This is a genomic window from Streptomyces sp. NBC_01006 (assembly GCF_045162725.1).
GTDB lineage: Bacteria > Actinomycetota > Actinomycetes > Streptomycetales > Streptomycetaceae > Streptomyces.
This window is the reverse complement of the sequence record NZ_CP108700.1, coordinates 1,971,388-1,991,954: the sequence shown is the minus strand read 5'-3', so window position 1 is coordinate 1,991,954 and position 20,567 is coordinate 1,971,388. Positions and strand designations below refer to the sequence as shown.

Sequence of the window (20,567 nt, the reverse complement as noted above, 5' to 3'; positions counted from 1 at the left end):
GTAACTGTGGCGAACAAAAACATTCCCGACCCCGGCTTCTCCGACGACGACGGCTCCGCCGACCCCCGGCTGAGCGCGGCCCTGGCCGCCTGGTCCGCGGACCAGGCGCAGGAGCCGCAGGTGCTGGCCGCCCTCAAGGGCGCCCGGCTGCTGGTCCCGGTCGTCGCCGTGCTCGGCGAGGTCGAGACCGACCCGGAGACCGGCCTGAAGCGCGAGAAGACCAGCGACATGGCCGTCCCGACCCTGCGGGCGGGGGACCGGCGGGCACTGCCCGCGTTCACCTCGATCGCCTCGCTGGCCCTCTGGGACCCGGCCGCCCGCCCGGTCGCCGTACCGCTGCACCAGGCCCTGGCCGCCGCGGCGCACGAGAAGGCCGACACCCTGGTCCTGGACCTGGCCGGCCCCGTCACCTACCAGCTCACCGGCCCCGCGCTGCTCGCGCTGGCCGAGGGCCGCACCGACGCCGGCCCGCTGGCCGACCCCGCGGTGCGGGAGGCCGTACGGGCCGCCGTGTCCGCGGAGCCGGCCGTGCTCCGCGCCCACCTCGGGCCGGGCGGGGCGGACGCCGACGGCACGCTCGCGATCGTGCTGGCCCCGGGGGCGCAGGGGGCGGCGGACCACGCCGCGGCCCGCCGCGTCGCCGAGGCCCTGGCCGCCGACGAGACCCTGCGGGCCCGCCTCGTGCACGGACTGGACCTGGCCCTGCTCCCGCAGGAGGCCCCGGCCCCGTCCGGGGAGCCGCTCTTCACCCGCTGAACCCCGGCGTACGGGACGCGGAGTACGGGACGTGAAACGCAAGAAGGGCCGGGGCATCGCCCCGGCCCTTCCGCGTGAGGTGCGGGCGGCTCAGCCGAAGACCGGGCCCGTGAACTTCTCGCCCGGACCCTGGCCCGGCTCGTCGGGCACGATCGAGGCCTCGCGGAAGGCGAGCTGGAGCGACTTCAGGCCGTCGCGCAGCGGGGCCGCGTGGAAGGAGCTGATCTCCGTGGCGCTCGCCGTGACCAGGCCGGCCAGGGCCGTGATCAGCTTGCGGGCCTCGTCGAGGTCCTTGTGCTCGGAGTCCGGCTTGTCCAGGCCCAGGTTGACCGCCGCGGCGCTCAGCAGGTGCACGGCCACCGTGGTGATCACCTCGACGGCGGGCACGTCCGCGATGTCGCGGGTCATGGCGTCGTAGTCGGGAGCGTCCGGCGTGCTGCCGGCCTCGGTGGCGGGGGTGGGGGTCGCGTCAGTCATGCCTCACACGATAAGCCGGGCCGCGCACGCCGCCGACCGGGCCCCGGGCCGGCCCGGGGCGGAGGCCGCCGGGTGAGCGGACCCGGCGCGGAATGCTATATTGGGCTGACGACCGGCCGGAGACGCATGTCCCCGGCCCACAAGTGGAGGCTCCGTTCTCCCACCCGACCACCCTCCGGGGCGGCGGGTCACCGGTCAGGTGGCATCCATCGTTCCGTACGGACGATGGAAAGCTGCCCGAGTCTGCGCCCCGCGATCGCACGCGGCGGTGCTCCGGTTGTATTGGAGCCCCTGCCTGTGCCCGGCGGGGCATTTTTCATGTTCCGCCGCGGTTGGTCTGACGACATCAGACGTCAGCGGCTGTCTGCCAGGCAGCCGTGTGGTGCTACCGAGGAGGATCCATCAGCACCGAGCCCCGCATCAACGACCGGATTCGCGTTCCCGAGGTACGACTCGTCGGTCCCAGCGGTGAGCAGGTCGGCATCGTGCCGCTTGCCAAGGCCCTTGAGCTGGCGCAGGAGTACGACCTCGACCTGGTCGAGGTCGCGGCGTCCGCACGCCCGCCGGTCTGCAAGCTCATGGACTACGGCAAGTTCAAGTACGAGTCGGCCATGAAGGCCCGTGAGGCGCGCAAGAACCAGGCGCACACGGTCATCAAGGAAATGAAGCTCCGGCCGAAGATCGACCCGCACGACTATGACACCAAGAAGGGTCACGTCGTTCGGTTCCTCAAGCAGGGCGACAAGGTCAAGATCACGATCATGTTCCGTGGTCGCGAGCAGTCCCGGCCGGAACTCGGCTACCGACTGCTGCAGCGTCTGGCTTCGGACGTCGAGGACCTCGGGTTCATCGAGTCGAACCCGAAGCAGGACGGCCGCAACATGATCATGGTCCTCGGTCCGCACAAGAAGAAGACCGAGGCGATGGCCGAAGCCCGCGAGGCGCAGGCCGCCCGCAAGGCCGAGCGCCAGGGTGTCGCCGCCGACGAGGCTCCTTCCGAGGAAGCCCCCGTCGAGGAGGGCACCGAGGTCGCCTCTGCCGAGGCCGAGACCGAGGTCGAGGCTGAGACCGAGGCCGACGTCACCGAGGCCGCCTCTCCCGAGGCACCGGCCGAGGCCTGATTCCGAGGCAGCCCGTCTCGGATCACCGACACAACATGACGCTCCCTGGCGCCGGTCCCCAGCCGGACCGGCGGGGGCGCCACCGACGAGGAGATAACGGCGCTATGCCGAAGAACAAGACGCACAGCGGTACCAAGAAGCGCTTCAAGATCACCGGCTCCGGCAAGGTGCTCCGTGAGCGTGCCGGTAAGCGCCACCTGCTCGAGCACAAGTCGTCCCGTGTGACCCGCCGCCTCACCGGCACCGCGGAGATGGCCCCCGGCGACGCCGCGAAGATCAAGAAGCTTCTCGGCAAGTGACGCCCCTCCGCTCCCCTGTCGGGAGCGGACGGCGTCGAGACCGGGACCCCATCGAATTCGGGCCGTGTGAAGACACCCACGGCCCCGCTACAAGGAGTTAAAAAGTGGCACGCGTCAAGCGGGCAGTAAACGCCCACAAGAAGCGCCGGGCGATCCTCGAGGCGGCCTCCGGCTACCGCGGTCAGCGTTCGCGCCTGTACCGCAAGGCCAAGGAGCAGGTCACCCACTCGCTGGTCTACAACTTCAACGACCGCAAGAAGCGCAAGGGCGACTTCCGTCAGCTGTGGATCCAGCGCATCAACGCCGCTGCCCGCCAGAACGGCATGACGTACAACCGCCTCATCCAGGGTCTGAAGGCCGCCAACATCGAGGTGGACCGCAAGATCCTCGCGGAGCTGGCCGTCAACGACGCCAACGCTTTCGCCGCGCTCGTCGAGGTTGCGCAGAAGGCGCTTCCGGCCGACGTGAACGCCCCGAAGGTCGCCGCCTGAGCGGCAGGCCCTCGAAGGCTGCAGTAACTTGCCCGGACCCGCAGGCCTCGCGCCTGCGGGTCCGGTGCGTTGATCACCGAGTTCGACTGAGTTCCACCCGCTGTACGTACGGAAGCGAGCCGACCGCCATGGGCACCCCCGCCGAGCTGATCTCCCCCCGATCCCCGCGGGTGGCCGCCGCCAGGCGACTGGCGCGGCGCAACTTCCGCACCAAGGAGCGCCGGTTCATCGCCGAGGGCCCGCAGGCCGTCCGCGAGGCCGTGGAGCACCGCGGCGCGGGCGGCGCGTCGACCCTGATCGAGCTGTTCGCGACCGTCGAGGCCGCCGAGCGCTACACCGGGATCATCGAGGCCGCGCTGGCCGCCGGCGCGCGCGTCCACTACGCCTCCGACGAGGTGCTCGCCGAGGTCTCGCAGACCGTCACCCCGCAGGGGATCGTCGGCGTCTGCCACTTCCTCGACTCGCCCTTCGAGGAGATCCTCAAGGCCGAGCCCAAGCTGGTCGCCGTCCTCGCCCACGTCCGCGACCCCGGGAACGCCGGCACGGTGCTGCGCTGCGCCGACGCCGCCGGCGCGGACGCGGTCGTGCTGACCGACGCCTCCGTGGACCTGTACAACCCGAAGTCCGTACGGGCCTCCGTGGGTTCCCTCTTCCACCTGCCGGTGGCGGTCGGCGTCCCCGTGGAGCAGGCCGTCGAGGGGCTCCGGGCGGCCGGCGTGCGGATCCTGGCCGCCGACGGGGCCGGCGAGGACGACCTGGACGCCGAGCTCGACGCGGGCACCATGGGCACCCCCTCGGCCTGGGTCTTCGGCAACGAGGCGTGGGGTCTGCCCGAGGAGACCCGGGCGCTCGCCGACGCCGTCGTACGCGTACCGATCCACGGCAAGGCCGAGAGCCTGAACCTCGCCACGGCCGCCGCGGTGTGCCTCTACGCGTCCGCGCGTGCACAGCGGGCTCCCGGAGGGTGCCGCTCCGTGACCCCCAGCTAGTAATGTGGCGGCCCGGGGGGCCCACTGCGCTACTCGGAGATGTGGGGTACGGGGACATGACCGTCGGTACGAACAGCTCGCCAGGGGCCGTGACGGCGTCCGGGACGCCGTCCCTGGCGGCCGTGCCCGCTCAGGGCACAGGCCGCGCCGCTCCGGCCGCACCCGAGCCGTGCGAACCCCGCGAAACGTGTGACCCGGCCGAGATCCCGGAGTTCGCGGCGCTGGGGATCGACCCCGACGACCTCCCCGACGGGCTCGTCGTCGCCGACGACACCGGCCGGGTGATCTGCTTCAACTCCGCCGCCGCCCGGATCACCGCGCTGGCCCCCGGCGAGGCCCTCGGCGTACGCATCGACCGGGCGCTGCCGCTGGAGGACCTCGACGGCCGTCGCTGGTGGACGCTGACCGATCCCTACGGGGGCCTCGCGACCCGGCGCGGCCAGCCCGAGCGCAACCTGTTGCTGCCCGGCGGCCGCGAGGTGCTCGTCTCCGCCCGGTACGTGCGCACCCACCCCACCGGCCCGCTGCGCCGCCTCGTCGTCACCCTGCGCGGCACCGAGGCCCGCCGCCGCACCGAGCGCAGCCACGCCGAGCTGATCGCCACCGTCGCGCACGAGCTGCGCTCGCCGCTGACCTCCGTCAAGGGGTTCACCGCGACCCTGCTCGCCAAGTGGGAGCGGTTCACCGACGACCAGAAGCGGCTGATGCTGGAGACCGTCGACGCCGACGCGAACCGCGTCACCCGCCTCATCGCCGAGCTCCTCGACATCTCCCGCATCGACTCCGGCCGCCTGGAGGTGCGCCGCCAGCCGGTGGACATCGCCACCGCCGTGGGCCGCCACGTCCAGGCGCTCACCGCGAACGGCCAGGCGCCCGACCGGTTCCTCGTACGGGTCAGCTGCTCGCTCCCCGATCTGTGGGCCGACCCGGACAAGATCGACCAGATTCTCGGCAACCTCCTCGAAAATGCGGTGCGGCACGGCGAGGGAACGGTCACCATCGACGTATCGCCGACCAGCCTGACGAACGCAGCGGGCAAGACCGAGAAGGGCACCGCCGTCACCGTGACCGATGAGGGCCCCGGGATCCCCGAGGAGTCGATGGGCCGCGTCTTCACCCGCTTCTGGCGGGGCAGCAAGCGCGGCGGCACCGGCCTCGGCCTGTACATCGTCAAGGGCATCGTCGAGGCCCACGGCGGCACCATCACGGTCGGCCGCGGCCCCGGCGGCGGCGCCGAGTTCCGATTTATCCTGCCCGTGGGGGCGCCGGCCTACCTCACGCAGTAACCCTGCGGAGCGTCTCGCCAGGCGGCCCACGGGCTCCTTCACCCCCAGCGGCCTTTAGACTCGTCCTTTGGCACCTTTGTGTCCTTGTGCCGAGCGCGCCCTGCGTGTCGCGCGGGGGACCCACCAGCCAGCCATCGGAAGTACGGGAAGAGATGTCGGCACCGAACAAGTCGTACGACCCTGTCGAGGTCGAGGCACTGAAACCGGAAGAGATCGAGCGCATGCGGGACGAGGCGCTCGCCGCCTTCGCGACCGCCGGCGACCTCGACGAGCTGCGTGAGGCGAAGACCGCGCACATGGGCGACCGCTCGCCCCTGGCGCTCGCCAACCGCGAGATCGGCGCACTGCCCCCCCAGGCCAAGGCCGCGGCGGGCAAGCTCGTGGGCCAGGCCCGCGGCGCCGTGAACAAGGCCTTCGGGGCCCGCACGGTCGAGCTCGAAGCCGAGCGCGACGAGCGGGTGCTGGTCGAGGAGGCGGTGGACGTCACGCTGCCCTACGACCGCGTCCCCGCCGGTGCCCGGCACCCCCTGACCACGCTGATGGACCGCATCGCGGACATCTTCACGGCCATGGGCTACGAGGTGGCCGAGGGCCCCGAGGTCGAGGCGGAGTGGTTCAACTTCGACGCCCTGAACTTCACGCCCGACCACCCGGCGCGCCAGATGCAGGACACGTTCTTCGTCCAGGGCCCCAAGGGCACCGAGGGCGACGAGTCCGGCGTCGTGCTGCGCACCCACACCTCCCCGGTGCAGGCGCGCTCGCTGCTCGACCGGGAGCCGCCCGTGTACGTGGTGTGCCCGGGCCGGGTGTTCCGCACCGACGAGCTCGACGCGACGCACACCCCGGTCTTCCACCAGGTCGAGCTGCTCGCCGTGGACGAGGGCCTGACCATGGCCGACCTCAAGGGCACCCTGGACCACATGGTCCAGGCACTCTTCGGCAAGGACATGACCACCCGGCTGCGCCCGAACTTCTTCCCGTTCACCGAGCCGTCCGCCGAGATGGACATGCAGTGCTACGTGTGCCGCGGCGAGTCGGTGGGCAACCCCGACCGCCCGTGCCGCACCTGCTCCAGCGAGGGCTGGATCGAGCTCGGCGGCTGCGGAATGGTCAACCCCAAGGTGCTCATCGCCTGCGGTGTGGACCCCGAGAAGTACAGCGGGTTCGCCTTCGGGTTCGGCATCGAGCGGATGCTGATGTTCCGCCACAACGTCGAAGACATGCGAGACATGGTCGAGGGTGACGTCCGGTTCACCCGGCCGTTCGGGATGGAGATCTGATGCGGGTCCCGCTTTCTTGGCTGCGGGAATACGTCGACCTGCCTGCGGGCGAGACCGGTCGTGACGTACAGGCCAAGCTCGTAGACGCAGGCCTTGAGGTCGAGCGGGTCGAACAGCTCGGCGCCGGCCTCAAGGGCCCGCTGGTCGTCGGCCAGGTGCTGACCATCGAGGAGCTCGAGGGCTTCCGCAAGCCGATCCGTTTCTGCACGGTCGACGTCGGCCAGGCCAACGGCACCGGCGAGCCGCAGGAGATCGTCTGCGGCGCCCGGAACTTCTCCGTCGGCGACAAGGTCGTCGTGGTCCTGCCCGGCGCGGTGCTGCCCGGCGACTTCGCGATCGCCTCGCGCAAGACGTACGGCCGCACCTCGCACGGCATGATCTGCTCCGGCGACGAGCTGGGCATGGGCGACGACGGCACCCACGGCATCATCGTGCTCCCCCCGGAGCACGAGGTCGCCGCCGACGCGATCGAGCTGCTCCAGCTCGTCGACGAGGTCCTCGACATCGCCGTCACCCCGGACCGCGGCTACTGCCTGTCCATGCGCGGCGTGGCCCGTGAGACCGCCACCGCGTACGGCCTGCCGCTGCGCGACCCGGCGCTGCTCGACGTGCCCGCGCCGAACTCGTACGGCTACCTGGTCAAGATCGACGACCCGGCCGGCTGCGACCGCTTCACCGCCCGTACGGTGACCGGCCTCGACCCCGAGGCGAAGTCCCCGATCTGGCTCACGCGGCGCCTGCAGAAGGCCGGCATGCGCCCGATCTCGCTCGCCGTCGACGTCACCAACTACGTGATGCTCGAACTCGGCCAGCCGCTGCACGCGTACGACCGGTCCCGCCTGGACGGCGCCATCGGCGTGCGCCGCGCCGAGCAGGGCGAGAAGTTCACCACCCTCGACGGGGTCAAGCGCACGCTCGACGCCGAGGACCTGGTGATCACCGACAACAGCGGGCCGATCGGCCTCGCCGGCGTCATGGGCGGTGCCAACACCGAGATCGCCGACTCCGTGACCGACCCCGAGACCGGCATCGTCTCGGGCACCACGGACGTCGTCATCGAGGCGGCGCACTTCGACGCCCTGACGATCTCGCGCAGCGCCCGCCGCCACAAGCTCGCCTCCGAGGCCTCCAAGCGCTTCGAGCGCGGCGTCGACCCGCAGGCGGCCTCCGCGGCCGCGCAGCGGACCGTCGACCTGCTCGTGCTGCTCGCGGGCGGCACTGCCGAGGCCGGCGTCACCGAGCTCACCGCCCCGGGCGCTCCGCGCACCATCGCGATGCGCGCGGACCACCCGGACCGGGTCGCGGGCATGGACTACGGCCGCGAGACCGTCGTCCGCCGCCTCCAGGAGGTCGGCTGCGACGTCTACGGCCAGGACGAGCTCGTCGTCACCGTCCCGTCGTGGCGGCCCGACCTCGCCGAGCCCAACGACCTCGCCGAAGAGGTCATCCGGCTGGAGGGCTACGGGAACCTTCCGTCGACCCTGCCGAAGCTGCCCTCCGGCCGCGGTCTGACCGCCCGGCAGCAGCTGCACCGCCGGGTCGGCCGCGCGCTGGCCGGCGCGGGCTACGTCGAGGCGCTCAGCTACCCGTTCGTCGGCGAGGGCGTCTTCGACCAGCTCCAGCTGCCGGCGCACGACGCGGCCCGCCAGGTCGTCAAGCTGGTCAACCCGCTCTCCGACGAGGAGCCGGCGCTGCGCACCACGCTGCTGCCGGGGCTGCTGGGCGCGCTGCGCCGCAACGACAGCCGGGGCAGCCACGACCTCGCCCTCTTCGAGACGGGCTCGGTCTTCCGGGCCGGCCCGCAGCCGGGCGTCGCCGTACGGCTGCCCGTCGACCGGCGTCCCACGGCCGAGGAGATCGCCACGCTGGACGCCGCCCTGCCGGCCCAGCCGCGGTACGCCGCGGTCGTGCTGGCCGGTGCGCGCGAGCAGGCCGGCTGGTGGGGCAAGGGCCGCCCGGCCGACTGGGCGGACGCGGTGCAGGCCGCGCGCTCGCTGGCCGCCGAGGCCGGCGCGGAGCTCGTCGTGCGCCAGGGCCAGTACGGGCCGTGGCACCCGGGCCGGTGCGCCGAGCTGCTCGTCACCCTGAACGGGGTGGAGACGGTCATCGGCCACGCCGGTGAGCTGCACCCGCGCGTCGTCAAGACGATGGGCCTGCCGGCCCGCACCAGCGCCATGGAGCTCGACCTGGACCGCCTCGCGGCGGCCGGCGGCGAGGCCGTGGAGGCGCCCCGGATCTCCACCTTCCCGGTGGCGACCCAGGACGTCGCGCTGATCGTCGACGCGTCGGTCCCGGCGGCCCACGTCGAGGCCGCGCTGCGCAAGGGCGCCGGCGAACTGCTGGAGTCCCTGCGGCTGTTCGACGTGTTCACCGGTGAGCAGGTCGGCGAGGGCAAGAAGTCCCTGGCGTACGCGCTGCGCTTCCGCGCGGCCGACCGCACGCTGACCGCGGAGGAGTCCACGGCCGCGCGCGACGCGGCGGTGGCGCTGGCCGGCGAGCGCACGGGCGCGGTGCTGCGCGGGGCGTGATGCTGTAACTGCCCTGCCGCTGCGGCGGATCGAGGCACCGAGGGGCATATCCGGACCAGCGGATATGCCCCTCACTCATTTGGGTGAGAACGCCGGTGACCCGTGTCCGTCGATGCGGCGGGTCGACAGAATCGTTGCGGCCGAGGGGAGGGCCGGAACGATGATCACGTGTGGGGAGATGCCCCAGGTGCGTCGGGTGTGCGTCCTCGCATGGGGCGGCGCCGCGGTGTCCTGGGAGCTGTCCACCCCCGGGCGGCTGGGCGCCAGCCTGGCCAGCTGTGCGGCGTTCCTGTTACTGGCCGCCGGATGTGCCCTGCACATCCGGCGCGCGCTCATGGCGGAGCTGCGGCGCATGCAGGAGATCGCCGGCGCGGCGCAGCGGGCCCTGCTGCGGCCGCTGCCGGGGCGGATCGAGGGCCTGACCCTGGCGGCGGCGCAGCTGTCGGCGAGCAGGGGTGCCGCGGTGGGCGGCGACCTGTACGAGGCCGTGCCGACGGCGTACGGGGTGCGGGCGGTGATCGGGGACGTACGGGGGCACGGGCTGCCGGCCCTGGGCGCGGCGGCGGCGGTGCTCGGTGCCTTCCGGGAGGCGGCGTACGACGAACCCGCGCTGGGCGGGGTGCTGGTGCGGATGGAGCGGGCCCTGGCCCGGCACGTGCGGGGCGCGGAGGGGGCGCCGGAGGAGTTCGTGACGGTGCTGCTGCTCCAGATCGCGGAGGACGGCTCCGTACTGGCCCTGAACTGCGGCCACCCGTGGCCGTACCTCCTGCGCGAGCCGCAGCCGCTGGAGCCCTGCGGGGCCTCCCCCCGCCCCGCCCTTTCACCGTATCCCGGGCTCTGCCCGGACCCGCGCCTCGATCACCGGCACGTTCAGCCCCGGCCGCGTTCGGGGCGCGGGGTCCGGGGCGGAGCTCCGGTTTCGGGAAGGGGCGGGGTGGGGAAAGGCTCCGCGCAGCCGGGCGTGGAAGTGCGGACCCTCGACGGGGGCGAGACGTATCCGCCGCTCGGGGTCGTGCCCGTGCAGCCGGACCTGCAGCCGCAGGACTGCGGCCGACTGTGGCCCGGCGACGTGTTGTTCCTGCACACCGACGGCGCCGAGGACGCACGGGACGCCGAGGGGCGATTCTTCCCCCTGCGCAGCGTGCTCGCGGAGCAGTCCGAGGACACGCCCGCGCGGCTGGTCGCGGGCGTGCACGCCGCACTGCTGCGCCACACCGGCGGACAACTCACCGACGACGTCGCCCTGCTGGTGCTGCGCAGCGACCGCGACGACCGCGGCTGCTGACAGGGGGACCGCACACCGGGCCCGGTGGGAGGGCCCGGCGCGCGTTCCACGACCCCTGCCGGGGCCCGGCGACCAACCGGGCGCCGGCGGAGCCGGAGCGCGCCGCCCGCCTGCCATGGAGTGTCGGGCAGACAGCAAGGCGGGCGGCGCGGTGCGGGTCGTCGCACTGTACGAGGGGGAGCCGACGACCCGAGCTGCCTCTTTGGCGAGGCTCTTAAGTGAACCGCCCCCAGGGCTCGTTGCGGCAGGGTGCGTATCGCATTTATGCGCGTTCTTGGTTCACACCCCGTGTGAATCGAGAGGAAGTACACCCCGTGTGAATCAAAAGCAAGTACACCCCGTGTGAACCGCGCACCCTCTAGCCTGAGACCGAAGAGCCCTTGGAGGGGCCCATGCAGCCCAATGCCCTTCTCGACGCCCTCCTCGCCGAGGCGGGCATGTCCCATGCCGGACTCGCGGCGCACGTCAACCAGGCGGGCCGGTCCCGCGGACTCGCCCTGCGCTACGAACACACCGCCGTCACCCGGTGGTTGAAGGGTCAGCGGCCGCGCGGCCAGGTGCCCGACCTGATCTGCGAGGTGCTCGGCGGCCGGCTCCGGCGCCCGGTGTCGCTCGACGACGTCGGGCTCGGCGTGCCGGGCCAGCCCGTCTCCCCGAACGGCTCCCCGCTCAGCGGCTTCGTCGACCGGGCCGCCGCCCTGTGGCGCTCCGACGAGCAGGGCCGCGTCCAGCTGCTCACCGCCGAGGCCGTCACCGGGACACCGGCGGTGATCCCGGTCTGGGAGTGGGAGAACCCGCCCGAGGACGCCGACGTCTCCCGCGACGGGCCGAACCGGATCGGCCCGGAGCACATCGAGATCCTGCGGGCCGCCCGCGCGCACTACGAGCTGATGTACCGCCGGGCCGGCGGGGTGGCCACCCGGGCCCGGATCGTGCGCTTCCTCGGCAGCGAGACCGCGCCGATGCTGCGCGGCAGCTACCCCGACGGGCTCGGCCGCCAGCTGCACCGGGCCACCGGCTCCCTCGTGGCGGTGGCCGGGATCTGCGCGTACGACTCGGACGCCCACGGGCTCGCCCAGCGCTACTTCCACCAGGCGCTGCGGCTCGCCAAGGCCAGCGGGGACCGGGGGCTCGGCGCCTACGTCATCGCGCTGATCGTCAACCAGTCCCTGCACCTGCGGGAGCACCGCCAGGCCGTCGCCTTCGCCGAGGCCGCGCTGCGCGCCGCGGGCCGGCACACCACCCCGGCCCTGGCCGCCGACCTGTACGCCATGCAGGCCAAGGCGTACGCCCAACTCGGGGACACGGCCGCCGCATTGGCCTGCATCCGGAATGCCGAGGCGGCCGCCGAGCGGATCCGTCCCGGCACGGAGCCGGACGAGACGGGGTACGTACAGCCCGGGCTGGTCAACGTACAGGTGGCCGAGGCGCTGCTCAGCCTCGGTGACCTGCACGCCGCCCACGAGCAGGCGACGGCGGCGGTCGGGACGCCGGCGCACGACCGCGGGCGGGTCCACCGGCTGGCGATGCTGTGCGAGATCCAGCTGCGCCAGGGGGAGGCGGACCGGGCGGTGGCGGCCGCCGCCGAGATGGCCGAGCGGGCCAAGGGCATGGAGTCGCTGCGACTGCGGGACCGGCTGCGGGCGGTCCGCGAACAGCTGCTGACCAGCGGATGTTCCGGTGCGGAAGAGACCGCGCAGTTGATCGACGGGGCGCTGCGCGTTCCCCTGTGAGGCCGCGAACTGCTGCCATGTTGCCACCTACTCGAACGGAAGGTGGCACAACCGTGCAGTGGACGAACCTGAGTGAGCAGACCGTGTACAGGAACCGCTGGTTCGACGTGAATCTCGCCGATGTGGAACTTCCCGACGGCCGGCACCTGGACCACTTCGTGATCCGGCTGCGGCCGGTCGCCGTCGCCACGGCCGTCAACGAGGCCAACGAGGTGCTGCTGCTGTGGCGGCACCGGTTCATCACCGACAGCTGGGGCTGGGAACTGCCCGCGGGGGTGGTCGAGGACGGCGAGGACATCGCGGCGGCCGCGGCCCGGGAGATGGAGGAGGAGTCGGGCTGGCGGCCCGGGCCCCTCCACCACCTGATGACCGTCGAGCCGGCCAACGGGCTGACCGACGCCCGCCACCACCTCTACTGGGCGGACGGGGCGACGTACATCGGACACCCCGAGGACGACTTCGAGTCGTCGCGCCGCGAGTGGGTGCCGCTCAAACTCGTGCCGGACATGATCGCGCGCGGCGAGATCCCGGCCGCCAACATGGCGGCCGGGCTGCTGCTCCTGCACCATCTGCGGCTCGGCTGACCGCGCCGGCCGCGGGTCCCGGTCCTGCGGGATCAGCCGTACGGGTAGAAGCCCGAGCCGGTCTTGCGGCCGAGGCGGCCCGCGTCGACCATCCGCTGGAGCAGCGGGGGAGCGGCGTACAGCGGCTCCTTGTACTCCGCGTACATCGAGTCGGCGATCGAGGCGATCGTGTCCAGGCCGATCAGGTCGGAGAGCTTGAGCGGACCCATCGGATGGGCGCAGCCCAGCTCCATGCCGTTGTCGATGTCCTCGCGGCTCGCGATGCCGGACTCGAACATCCGGATGGCCGACAGCAGGTAGGGGACCAGGAGCGCGTTGACGACGAAGCCCGACCGGTCCTGGGCGCGGATCGCGTGCTTGCCCAGGACCTTGCCCACCAGGGCCTCGGCCCGCTTGACGGTCTCTTCGCTCGTGGTCAGCGCCGGGATCAGCTCGACGAGCTGCTGCACCGGGGCCGGGTTGAAGAAGTGGATGCCGATGACCTGGTCGGGCCGCGAGGTCGTGACGGCCAGCTTGACCAGCGGGATCGAGGAGGTGTTGGAGGCGAGGATCGCGTCCGGGCGGGTGATCACCTGGTCGAGGACCTGGAAGATCTCCGTCTTGACCTGCTCGTTCTCGACGACGGCCTCGATGACCAGGTCGCGGTCGGCGAACTCGCCGAGATCGGTGGTGAAGGTGAGGCGGGCCAGGGTGGCGTCCCGCTCCTCCTCGCTGATCTTGCCGCGTTCGGCGGCCTTGGTCAGGGAGTTGTGCAGCCGGGTGCGCCCGATCTCCAGGGCCTCGCCGGTGGTCTCGGCGACCTTCACCTCAAGGCCGCTGCGGGCGCACACCTCGGCGATGCCCGCGCCCATCTGGCCACAGCCCACTACGCCGACTCGGGTGATGTCGGAAGGGAGGTCAGTCACTTCGTGCCTTTCGCTGCTCATCCGTCGGCGGGTCCCCCGTGCTGCCCAGTGTCACTGCGCTCCGGCGCCCGCCACGCCCCACGACGTTACCCCCGACCTTGACCTTGACGGGGGGCCGGGGCGGGCATGCTGTCAGATGCAGGGCACTGTCACGCAACGGAACGGAGTCGTCACATGGCGTACATCGGGCGTCGGGGGCTGCTGGCGGGGGCCGCCGGGCTGCTGGCCGCGACGGGCGGGGCGGCCCCCGCGCGGGCGGCGCGGGGGCGCGGTCCGCGCAGGAAGGCGGCCGCCGAGTTCCGCGCGATGTGGATCGCCTCTGTGGAGAACGTCGACTGGCCCTCCGAGAGCGGGCTGGACGCCGGGGACCAGCGGAACGAGCTGGTCAGCCTCCTCGACACCGCCGTCGCCCGCCGCCTCAACGCCGTGGTCCTCCAGGTCCGGCCCGCCGCCGACGCCATGTGGCCCGGGGCCCGGGAACCCTGGTCGCAGTGGCTGACCGGGGTGCAGGGCGAGGACCCCGGCTGGGACCCGCTCGGCACGGCGGTCGCCGAAGCCCACGCCCGGGGGCTGGAACTGCACGCCTGGTTCAACCCGTACCGGGTGGCCAACCACACCGACCCCGACCGCCTGGCCGAGGACCATCCGGCCCGGCGCAACCCCGACTGGACGGTCGCGTACAACAACAAGCTGTACTACAACCCGGGGCTGCCCGAGGTGCGCGCCTTCGTGCAGGAGGCCATGCTCGACGCCGTCTCCCGGTACGAGGTGGACGGGGTGCACTGGGACGACTACTTCTACCCGTACCCCGTCGAGGGGGAGGAGTTCGACGACGACGACGCGTACGCGCGCCACGGCGGCGGCTTCGCCTCCCGCGCGGACTGGCGGCGCGGCAACACCGACGCGCTGGTGCGCGAGATGTCCGAGCGGGTGCGGGCGATCCGCCCGGCGGCGCGCTTCGGCATCAGCCCCTTCGGGGTCTGGCGCAACAGCGACCGGGACCCGCTGGGTTCGCCGACGCAGGCCGGCGTCGAAACGTACGACGACCTGTACGCGGACACCCGCAAGTGGGTCCGGGAGGGCTGGATCGACTACATCGTGCCGCAGGTGTACTGGCAGATCGGCCACCCGACCGCCGACTACGCGAAGATCGTCCCCTGGTGGGCGAAGACCGTCGCCGGCACCGGAGTGGACCTCTACGTGGGCGAGGCCCTGTACCGCTGCGACCGCAACAGCGCCACCGCGGCGTGGCGCGATCCGGAGGAGCTGTCCAAGCATCTGACGTTCGCCCGCGATTACGCCGAGGTCCGCGGCCACGTCTACTTCTCGGCGAAGCAGGTGGTCGCGGACCCCAATGGTGCGATGGCCAGGGTCGTTGCCGACCATTATCCGACGGCCGTGCCGCCGAGGTGACGCATTGGCCGTGCCGGCCGCGTCGAGTGGGTGCAGTCAGTGCGTGGGCTCCGTCGGGTGCTTCACGACGCAGTCGGGGCCCGGAGACATGACTGCCTCGTGACCGTCCGAGAAACGGACCCGGTAGGGAGGGGTGCCGTTCTCGCCGAGTACCTGAGTGATTTCACCGACCTTGTCGTGCTGGCCCACGATCCTGCCGTGCTGCACCAGCTGGTCGCCCTCGGTCGCGCGCATTTCTGACCTCCTCGGAGGCGGTCTGAATCCGGTGACAGCAGTTTACGGCGGTTTGTACTGATTAGGCCCGCTGGGTCACAGCGATGCAGACCAGGACCGCGCAGGCGGCGGCCGGGGCGGCGGGGGAGAGGTGCTCGCCGAGCAGCGCCACCGACCAGACCAGGGTCAGCAGCGGCTGGGCGAGCTGGAGCTGGCTGGCCCGCGGCGCGCCGATCTCCGCCATCCCGCGGTACCAGACGTACAGGCCGAGGAAGGTGGAGCCGGCCGCCGCCCAGACGAGGCCGGCCAGCCCGTGGCCGCTCAGGTGCACCGGCTCGTACGCGAGCCCCAGCGCGGAGCCGGCCAGGCTGAGCGGCAGGCACAGCACCAGCGCCCAGCCGATGACCTGCCAGCCGGGCAGGACGCGGGCCAGGCGGCCGCCCTCCGTGTACCCGGCCGCGCACACCAGCAGGGCCCCGAAGAGGTAGCCGTCGCCCGCCGAGAGGGCGCCGCCGCTCTGCGCCAGGGTGAAGCCGAGCACGACGGCGGCTCCGGCGACGGCCGCGCCCCAGAACCGGCGCGAGGGGCGGGCGCCGGTGCGCAGCGCGGACACGGCGGCCGTGGTGAGCGGGAGCAGGCCGACCACGACGGCGGCGTGCGAGGTGGTGGAGGTGGTCAGCGCCAGGGTGGTGAGCAGCGGGAAGCCGACGACGACCCCGGCGGCGACGACGGCGAGGCCCGCCCAGTGCGCGCGGGCGGGCGGCGGCACCCGCCCGGCCAGCAGGAAGCCCCCCGCGATGAGGGCGGCCAGGAGGCTGCGCACGGCGACGAAGGACCAGGGGCCGAAGCTCTCCAGGCCCCAGGCGGTGGCGGGGAAGGTCAGCGAGAAGGCGATGACGCCGAGCCCGGCGAGGGCGGTGCCCCCGGTGGCCCGGCCGCCGCCGAGACCGCCGCGGAGTCCGGACCGGCGCGCGGGGTGCTCGACCGCTATCGCGGTGTGGAGAGTAGCGCTATTCTTTGCTGTCATGTACGAGCGTAGCAGCGTGGCGGAGCTGGCAGAATCCCTGCGGTCCGAACTCGACCGCTACTCGGTGGGTGGAAAGCTCCCGTCGAGCCGGGCCCTGGTGGAGCGCTACCGGGTCAGCCCCGTCACCGTCTCCCGCGCCCTCGCGCAGCTGGCCGCCGAGGGGCTCGTCGTCACCCGGCCCGGCGCCGGGGTGTTCCGGGCCCGGCCGCGCACGGCGGAGCCCGCGCCCGGGGACACCTCCTGGCAGGAGGTCGCCCTGAGCGCGGAGGGCGCGGGTGACGTGGTCCCGCGTTCGGTGGACGCCTCCGGGGTGCTGGCCTGTCTGGCCGCGCCGCCGTCCGGGGTGATCGGGCTCAACAGCGGCTACCTGCACCCCTCCATCCAGCCCGAGGGGGCCATGGCCGCCGCGCTGGCCCGGGCCGGTCGGCGCCCCGGGGCCTGGGAGCGGCCGCCCGTGGAGGGGCTGCCCGAGCTGCGCGACTGGTTCGCCCGGGAGATCGGCGGGGCGGCCGGGGCCGTCGGCGCCGCCGATGTGCTGGTCACCGCGGGCGGGCAGAGCGCGCTCACCACCGCCCTGCGGGCGCTGGCCCCGCCCGGGGCGCCGGTCCTCGTGGAGTCCCCGACCTACCCCGGGCTGCTGGCCATCGCCCGCGCCTCCGGCTGCCGGCCGGTGCCCGTCCCGGTGGATGCCGAGGGGGTCAGGCCGGAGCTGCTGGCCGCCGCCTTCGAAGCCACCGGCGCGCGGGTGTTCGTATGCCAGCCGCTGTTCCAGAACCCGACCGGTGCGGTGCTGGCTCCCGGGCGGCGGGCCGAGGTGCTGCGGATCGCGCGGGCCGCCGGGGCCTTCGTGGTGGAGGACGACTACGCCCGGGCCCTCGGCCACGACGACGCCGGTCCGCTGCCCCCGACGCTGGCCGCCGAGGACCACGACGGGGTGGTGGTCCACGTCCGGTCCCTGACCAAGGCCACCTCGCCCAGCCTGCGGGTGGGCGCGCTCGCCGCCCGGGGCCCGGTGCTGGACCGGCTGAGGGCCATCCAGATCGTGGACTCCTTCTTCGTGTCCCGGCCGCTCCAGGAGGCCGCGCTGGAGCTGGTCGGCGCCCCCGCCTGGCCCCGCCACCTGCGGGCCGTCGCCACCGAACTGCGCCACCGGCGGGACCTGCTCGCGGGCGCGCTGCGCCGGGAGCTGCCCGGGCTGACCCTGCCCCATCTGCCCTCGGGCGGCTACCAGTTGTGGGCCCGGATGGCCGAGGGTGACGACGACGCCGCCTTCGCGGCGGCGGCCCTGCGCGCCGGGGTCGCGGTCGCCGCGGGCCGCCCGTACTTCTGCGCGGAACCGCCGGGTCCGTACGTACGGCTCAGCTTCGCCGGGGTCTCGGGCGCGGCGGAGCTGAACGAGGGCGTCCGCCGGCTGCGCTCGCTCCGGGCCCCGGGCACCCCCTAAATCGGTGGAGCCGCGCCCTCCGCCGCCCTACCCTGCGGCCATGGACGGCATCAAGATCACCACCCTGGCCCAGCGCCCAGAACTGGCCGAGCGGCTCTGGGACATGAAGGACACCTGGCCGGAATTCGCCCAGCACGACTCGCTCGCATGGCTCCTCTACCCGCGCATGACCAAGGAGCTGGCCGACTACGTCCTGGTCGCCACCGACGGCGATGCGGTGGTCGCCCGCGGGTTCAGCGTGCCCTTCGCACAGCACGCGCCCGGCCGGGACGGGGTGCTGCCCGCGCGGGGCTGGGACCAGGTCCTCATGTGGGCCTTCTCCGACCTGCGGCGCGGGGTCGCCCCCGACACGGTGAGCGCCATCGAGATCACCGTCGCCACCGACCGGCTCGGCGAGGGCCTGTCCGGGCGGATGCTGTCCGCGATGCGGGAGAACGCCCGCGCCCGCGGCTTCGCCGAGGTGGTGGCCCCGGTCCGGCCGAGCGGGAAGCCGGCCGAGCCGGACACCCCGATCGAGGAGTACGCGTACCGCACGCGCGGGGACGGCCTCCCGTACGACCCGTGGCTGCGGGTCCACGTCCGGGCGGGGGCGGTGATCGACTCGGTGGCCCCGCTGTCGATGACGATCACCGGCTCGCTCGCGCAGTGGCGGGAGTGGACCGGGCTGCCGTTCGACACGACGGGCCCGGTGCGGGTGCCCGGAGCGCTGGCCCCGGTCCGCTGCGAGGCCGAACAGGGCTATGCGGCGTACGTGGAGCCGAACGTCTGGGTCCGGCACGCGCTGGACACCCCCTAGGTCAGGGGGTCACGATCGCGAAGTCGGGGTCGGGCTCGGAGAGGTGGCCGGTCAGCTCGGCGAGCCGGGCCGGATCGCCGGAGACCTCGGCCCGGCCCCGGTCGAGCAGGTCGGCGAGCGAGGTCCGGCCGAGCAGGAGGGCGCGCAGCGCCGGCTCGTCCAGGGCGATCTCGACGTCCGGCTCGCCGGCGGCCGGGCCGAGGCCCCGGACGTGGGTGAGCACGCCGTTCTTCAGGCGCAAGGTGCTGGGCTCGCGGCCGTCGGTGAGCCGCCAGCGGACGGTGACGTCCGCGTCCCAGCTGCGCGGGCCGTCGACGCGGATCGCCAGGGAGTCGAAGAGCTGGTCGAGCGTCAGGGTGTTGATCAGGTCCTCGGAGGCGGTGGTGGCGGGCGTGCCGACCGGGCCGTGCCGCAATTCGTGGGCGCCGGTGAGGTAGAAGTTGCGCCAGGTGCCGTTCTCGCTGCCGTAGCCGAGCTGCTCCAGGGCGTCCGCCTGCAGGGCGCGGGCCTCGGCGTCGTCGGGGTCGGTGAACAGGACGTGGCCGACGACCTCGGCGACCCAGCGGAAATCGCCCTGCGCGTAGGACTGGTGGGCGCGGCGCAGCACCTCGCCGGCGCCGCCCATGAAGTCGACGTACCGGGTGGCGGCCTCGGTGGGCGGGTGGGCCCACAGATGGGCCGGGTTGCCGTCGAACCAGCCCATGTACCGCTGGTAGACGGCCTTGGCGTTGTGGCTGACGGAGCCGTAGTAGCCGTGCGTGTGCCAGGCGCGCTCCAGCGCGGGCGGCAGCTGCATCCGCTCGGCGATCTCCAGCCCGGTGAGCCCCTGGTTGATCATGCGTAGCGTCTGGTCGTGCAGGTAGGCGTACAGGTCGCGCTGCTCGGAGAGGAAGGCGAGGGCGTCCTCGCGGCCCCAGACCGGCCAGTGGTGCGAGGCGAACACCACGTCGGTGGCGGCGCCGAAGAGCTGGAGGGTCTCGGTCAGGTACCGGGCCCAGTCGTGCGGGTCGCGGACCTGGGCGCCGCGCAGCGTGAGCAGGTTGTGCAGGGTGTGCGTGGCGTTCTCGGCGGTGCACAGGGCGGCGTGGCCGGGGAAGTGGATGTTGAGCTCGGCCGGGGCCTCGGTGCCCGGGGTCATCTGGAACACCATGCGGATGCCGTCGACGGTCTCGCTCTGCCCGGTACGGGTGATGGTGAGGGTCGGCGGGATGAGGGTGACCGTGCCCGTGGACGTCGTGGGGCCCAGCCCCGAGCCGATCTGCCCGCGGGGGCCCTTGGGCAGGGCGGACCCGTACATGTACGTGGCGCGGCGGCTCATGGCGGTGCCGGCGTAGACGTTCTCGCTGACGGCGTGTTCCAGGAACCCCTCCGGAGCGAGCACCGGCACCCCGGCCGCGACCTCCTCGACGCCGATCACGCCCTTGACGCCGCCGAAGTGGTCGGCGTGGCTGTGCGTATAGAGGACGCCGGTGACGGGGCGCTCGCCGCGGTGGCGGCGGTACAGCGCCAGTGCGGCGGCGGCGGTTTCCGTGGAGATCAGCGGGTCGATGACGAGGATGCCGCGCTCGCCCTCGACCACGGTCATGTTGGAGAGGTCGAAGCCGCGCGCCTGGTAGATCCCGGGGACCACCTCGAACAGTCCGTGCCCGGTCACGAGCCTGCTCTGGCGCCACAGGCTCGGATGGGCGGTGGGCGGGCAGTCCGCGTCGAGGAACCCGTAGGCGTCCAGGTCCCACACCACGCGGCCGTCCGCGTCCCGGATGCCGTTCTCCCCGACCGTGCCGAGGAATCCGCGGCGCTCGTTCTCCAGGTCGCGGGTGTCGTCGAACGCGGAGTCCCGCAGCGCGGCGCCGTTGGCCTCCGCGACAAGGGGTTCGGCATCTCCGGAAGAGCCCTTCATGCGCGGTCCTCGGTGCTGGTCGGGTGCGGGTCGGATGCGG

General features: G+C 73.1%; 19 protein-coding genes. 14 read left to right on the top strand and 5 right to left on the bottom strand.

Features of this window, described 5'->3' with window-relative positions; genetic code table 11:
* Positions 1-6: 6 nt before the first annotated feature.
* A complete protein-coding gene (locus tag OG509_RS09015) occupies positions 7-756 on the top strand; it encodes an SseB family protein (RefSeq protein WP_406181537.1) in 750 nt (249 codons plus the stop codon).
* A 90-nt stretch (positions 757-846) separates the two neighbouring features.
* On the opposite strand, the gene OG509_RS09010 is transcribed toward OG509_RS09015, so the two are convergent.
* Positions 847-1,233 (bottom strand): DUF1844 domain-containing protein, encoded by a 387-nt coding sequence (locus OG509_RS09010; protein ID WP_053688768.1) that lies wholly within the window; start codon positions 1,231-1,233, stop codon positions 847-849.
* Between the two features lie 377 nt (positions 1,234-1,610).
* Between OG509_RS09010 and infC the strand changes: the two genes are divergently transcribed.
* The 10 genes from infC to OG509_RS08960 all read left to right on the top strand — a co-directional run bounded on the left by infC (position 1,611) and on the right by OG509_RS08960 (position 12,829).
* The gene (gene infC, locus OG509_RS09005; protein ID WP_406181535.1) at positions 1,611-2,354 is read left to right on the top strand and encodes a translation initiation factor IF-3; all 744 of its coding nucleotides are present in this window, start codon (positions 1,611-1,613) and stop codon (positions 2,352-2,354) included.
* Positions 2,355-2,458: 104 nt separating this feature from the next.
* Complete coding sequence (gene rpmI, locus OG509_RS09000) at positions 2,459-2,653, top strand: 50S ribosomal protein L35 (RefSeq protein WP_030157249.1); 195 nt, start codon at positions 2,459-2,461, stop codon at positions 2,651-2,653.
* A 104-nt stretch (positions 2,654-2,757) separates the two neighbouring features.
* Positions 2,758-3,144, top strand: coding sequence for a 50S ribosomal protein L20 (rplT, locus tag OG509_RS08995; protein ID WP_030157251.1), 387 nt, complete (start codon positions 2,758-2,760; stop codon positions 3,142-3,144).
* Positions 3,145-3,272: 128 nt separating this feature from the next.
* Positions 3,273-4,133: a TrmH family RNA methyltransferase gene (locus OG509_RS08990; RefSeq protein WP_385584638.1), complete on the top strand. Its 861-nt coding sequence runs from the start codon at positions 3,273-3,275 to the stop codon at positions 4,131-4,133.
* A 56-nt stretch (positions 4,134-4,189) separates the two neighbouring features.
* Positions 4,190-5,419 (top strand): ATP-binding protein, encoded by a 1,230-nt coding sequence (locus OG509_RS08985; RefSeq protein WP_406181532.1) that lies wholly within the window; start codon positions 4,190-4,192, stop codon positions 5,417-5,419.
* Positions 5,420-5,571: 152 nt separating this feature from the next.
* On the top strand, positions 5,572-6,699 hold the full coding sequence (pheS, locus tag OG509_RS08980; RefSeq protein WP_406181530.1) for a phenylalanine--tRNA ligase subunit alpha: 1,128 nt from the start codon (positions 5,572-5,574) through the stop codon (positions 6,697-6,699).
* Positions 6,699-9,227, top strand: a complete 2,529-nt coding sequence (pheT, locus tag OG509_RS08975) for a phenylalanine--tRNA ligase subunit beta (RefSeq protein ID WP_406181528.1) — start codon at positions 6,699-6,701, stop codon at positions 9,225-9,227. Before pheS ends, pheT begins: the two co-directional genes overlap by 1 nt.
* A 178-nt stretch (positions 9,228-9,405) precedes the next feature.
* On the top strand, positions 9,406-10,512 hold the full coding sequence (locus OG509_RS08970) for a PP2C family protein-serine/threonine phosphatase (RefSeq protein ID WP_406181526.1): 1,107 nt from the start codon (positions 9,406-9,408) through the stop codon (positions 10,510-10,512).
* 392 nt (positions 10,513-10,904) lie between these two features.
* The gene (locus OG509_RS08965; RefSeq protein ID WP_385584624.1) at positions 10,905-12,245 is read left to right on the top strand and encodes a transcriptional regulator; all 1,341 of its coding nucleotides are present in this window, start codon (positions 10,905-10,907) and stop codon (positions 12,243-12,245) included.
* A 53-nt stretch (positions 12,246-12,298) separates the two neighbouring features.
* On the top strand, positions 12,299-12,829 hold the full coding sequence (locus OG509_RS08960) for an NUDIX hydrolase (protein ID WP_030860165.1): 531 nt from the start codon (positions 12,299-12,301) through the stop codon (positions 12,827-12,829).
* A 32-nt stretch (positions 12,830-12,861) separates the two neighbouring features.
* Here OG509_RS08960 and OG509_RS08955 read toward each other — a convergent pair whose 3' ends face one another.
* Entirely contained in the window at positions 12,862-13,755 is an 894-nt protein-coding gene (locus tag OG509_RS08955; RefSeq protein ID WP_385584621.1) for a 3-hydroxybutyryl-CoA dehydrogenase, read from the bottom strand.
* Between the two features lie 153 nt (positions 13,756-13,908).
* Between OG509_RS08955 and OG509_RS08950 the strand changes: the two genes are divergently transcribed.
* On the top strand, positions 13,909-15,147 hold the full coding sequence (locus OG509_RS08950) for a glycoside hydrolase family 10 protein (protein ID WP_406181523.1): 1,239 nt from the start codon (positions 13,909-13,911) through the stop codon (positions 15,145-15,147).
* A 36-nt stretch (positions 15,148-15,183) separates the two neighbouring features.
* Here the strand turns inward: OG509_RS08950 and OG509_RS08945 are convergent, their stop codons facing one another.
* Together OG509_RS08945 and OG509_RS08940 are read right to left on the bottom strand one after the other, a co-directional pair.
* Positions 15,184-15,381, bottom strand: coding sequence for a DUF1918 domain-containing protein (locus tag OG509_RS08945; RefSeq protein ID WP_030294415.1), 198 nt, complete (start codon positions 15,379-15,381; stop codon positions 15,184-15,186).
* Between the two features lie 61 nt (positions 15,382-15,442).
* Positions 15,443-16,387 (bottom strand): DMT family transporter, encoded by a 945-nt coding sequence (locus tag OG509_RS08940; protein WP_406181521.1) that lies wholly within the window; start codon positions 16,385-16,387, stop codon positions 15,443-15,445.
* Between OG509_RS08940 and OG509_RS08935 the strand changes: the two genes are divergently transcribed.
* Positions 16,386-17,831, top strand: coding sequence for a PLP-dependent aminotransferase family protein (locus OG509_RS08935; protein WP_406181519.1), 1,446 nt, complete (start codon positions 16,386-16,388; stop codon positions 17,829-17,831). The two genes, OG509_RS08940 and OG509_RS08935, sit on opposite strands and share 2 nt — an antisense overlap.
* A gap of 40 nt (positions 17,832-17,871) precedes the next feature.
* Positions 17,872-18,627, top strand: coding sequence for an N-acetyltransferase (locus tag OG509_RS08930; RefSeq protein ID WP_406181517.1), 756 nt, complete (start codon positions 17,872-17,874; stop codon positions 18,625-18,627).
* A gap of 1 nt (position 18,628) precedes the next feature.
* Here OG509_RS08930 and OG509_RS08925 read toward each other — a convergent pair whose 3' ends face one another.
* On the bottom strand, positions 18,629-20,527 hold the full coding sequence (locus OG509_RS08925) for an alkyl/aryl-sulfatase (RefSeq protein WP_406181516.1): 1,899 nt from the start codon (positions 20,525-20,527) through the stop codon (positions 18,629-18,631).
* Positions 20,528-20,567 lie beyond the last annotated feature (40 nt).

Bases quoted from the DNA above. Each gene is read 5' to 3' on its own strand.
- OG509_RS09010 (WP_053688768.1), bottom strand. From the start codon at position 1,233: ATGACTGACGCGACCCCCACCCCCGCCACCGAGGCCGGCAGCACGCCG.
- rpmI (WP_030157249.1), top strand. From the start codon at position 2,459: ATGCCGAAGAACAAGACGCACAGCGGTACCAAGAAGCGCTTCAAGATC.
- OG509_RS08990 (WP_385584638.1), top strand. From the start codon at position 3,273: ATGGGCACCCCCGCCGAGCTGATCTCCCCCCGATCCCCGCGGGTGGCC.
- OG509_RS08985 (WP_406181532.1), top strand. From the start codon at position 4,190: ATGACCGTCGGTACGAACAGCTCGCCAGGGGCCGTGACGGCGTCCGGG.
- pheS (WP_406181530.1), top strand. From the start codon at position 5,572: ATGTCGGCACCGAACAAGTCGTACGACCCTGTCGAGGTCGAGGCACTG.
- pheT (WP_406181528.1), top strand. From the start codon at position 6,699: ATGCGGGTCCCGCTTTCTTGGCTGCGGGAATACGTCGACCTGCCTGCG.
- OG509_RS08970 (WP_406181526.1), top strand. From the start codon at position 9,406: ATGCCCCAGGTGCGTCGGGTGTGCGTCCTCGCATGGGGCGGCGCCGCG.
- OG509_RS08965 (WP_385584624.1), top strand. From the start codon at position 10,905: ATGCAGCCCAATGCCCTTCTCGACGCCCTCCTCGCCGAGGCGGGCATG.
- OG509_RS08955 (WP_385584621.1), bottom strand. From the start codon at position 13,755: ATGAGCAGCGAAAGGCACGAAGTGACTGACCTCCCTTCCGACATCACC.
- OG509_RS08950 (WP_406181523.1), top strand. From the start codon at position 13,909: ATGGCGTACATCGGGCGTCGGGGGCTGCTGGCGGGGGCCGCCGGGCTG.
- OG509_RS08945 (WP_030294415.1), bottom strand. From the start codon at position 15,381: ATGCGCGCGACCGAGGGCGACCAGCTGGTGCAGCACGGCAGGATCGTG.
- OG509_RS08935 (WP_406181519.1), top strand. From the start codon at position 16,386: ATGTACGAGCGTAGCAGCGTGGCGGAGCTGGCAGAATCCCTGCGGTCC.
- OG509_RS08940 (WP_406181521.1), bottom strand. From the start codon at position 16,387: ATGACAGCAAAGAATAGCGCTACTCTCCACACCGCGATAGCGGTCGAG.
- OG509_RS08930 (WP_406181517.1), top strand. From the start codon at position 17,872: ATGGACGGCATCAAGATCACCACCCTGGCCCAGCGCCCAGAACTGGCC.
- OG509_RS08925 (WP_406181516.1), bottom strand. From the start codon at position 20,527: ATGAAGGGCTCTTCCGGAGATGCCGAACCCCTTGTCGCGGAGGCCAAC.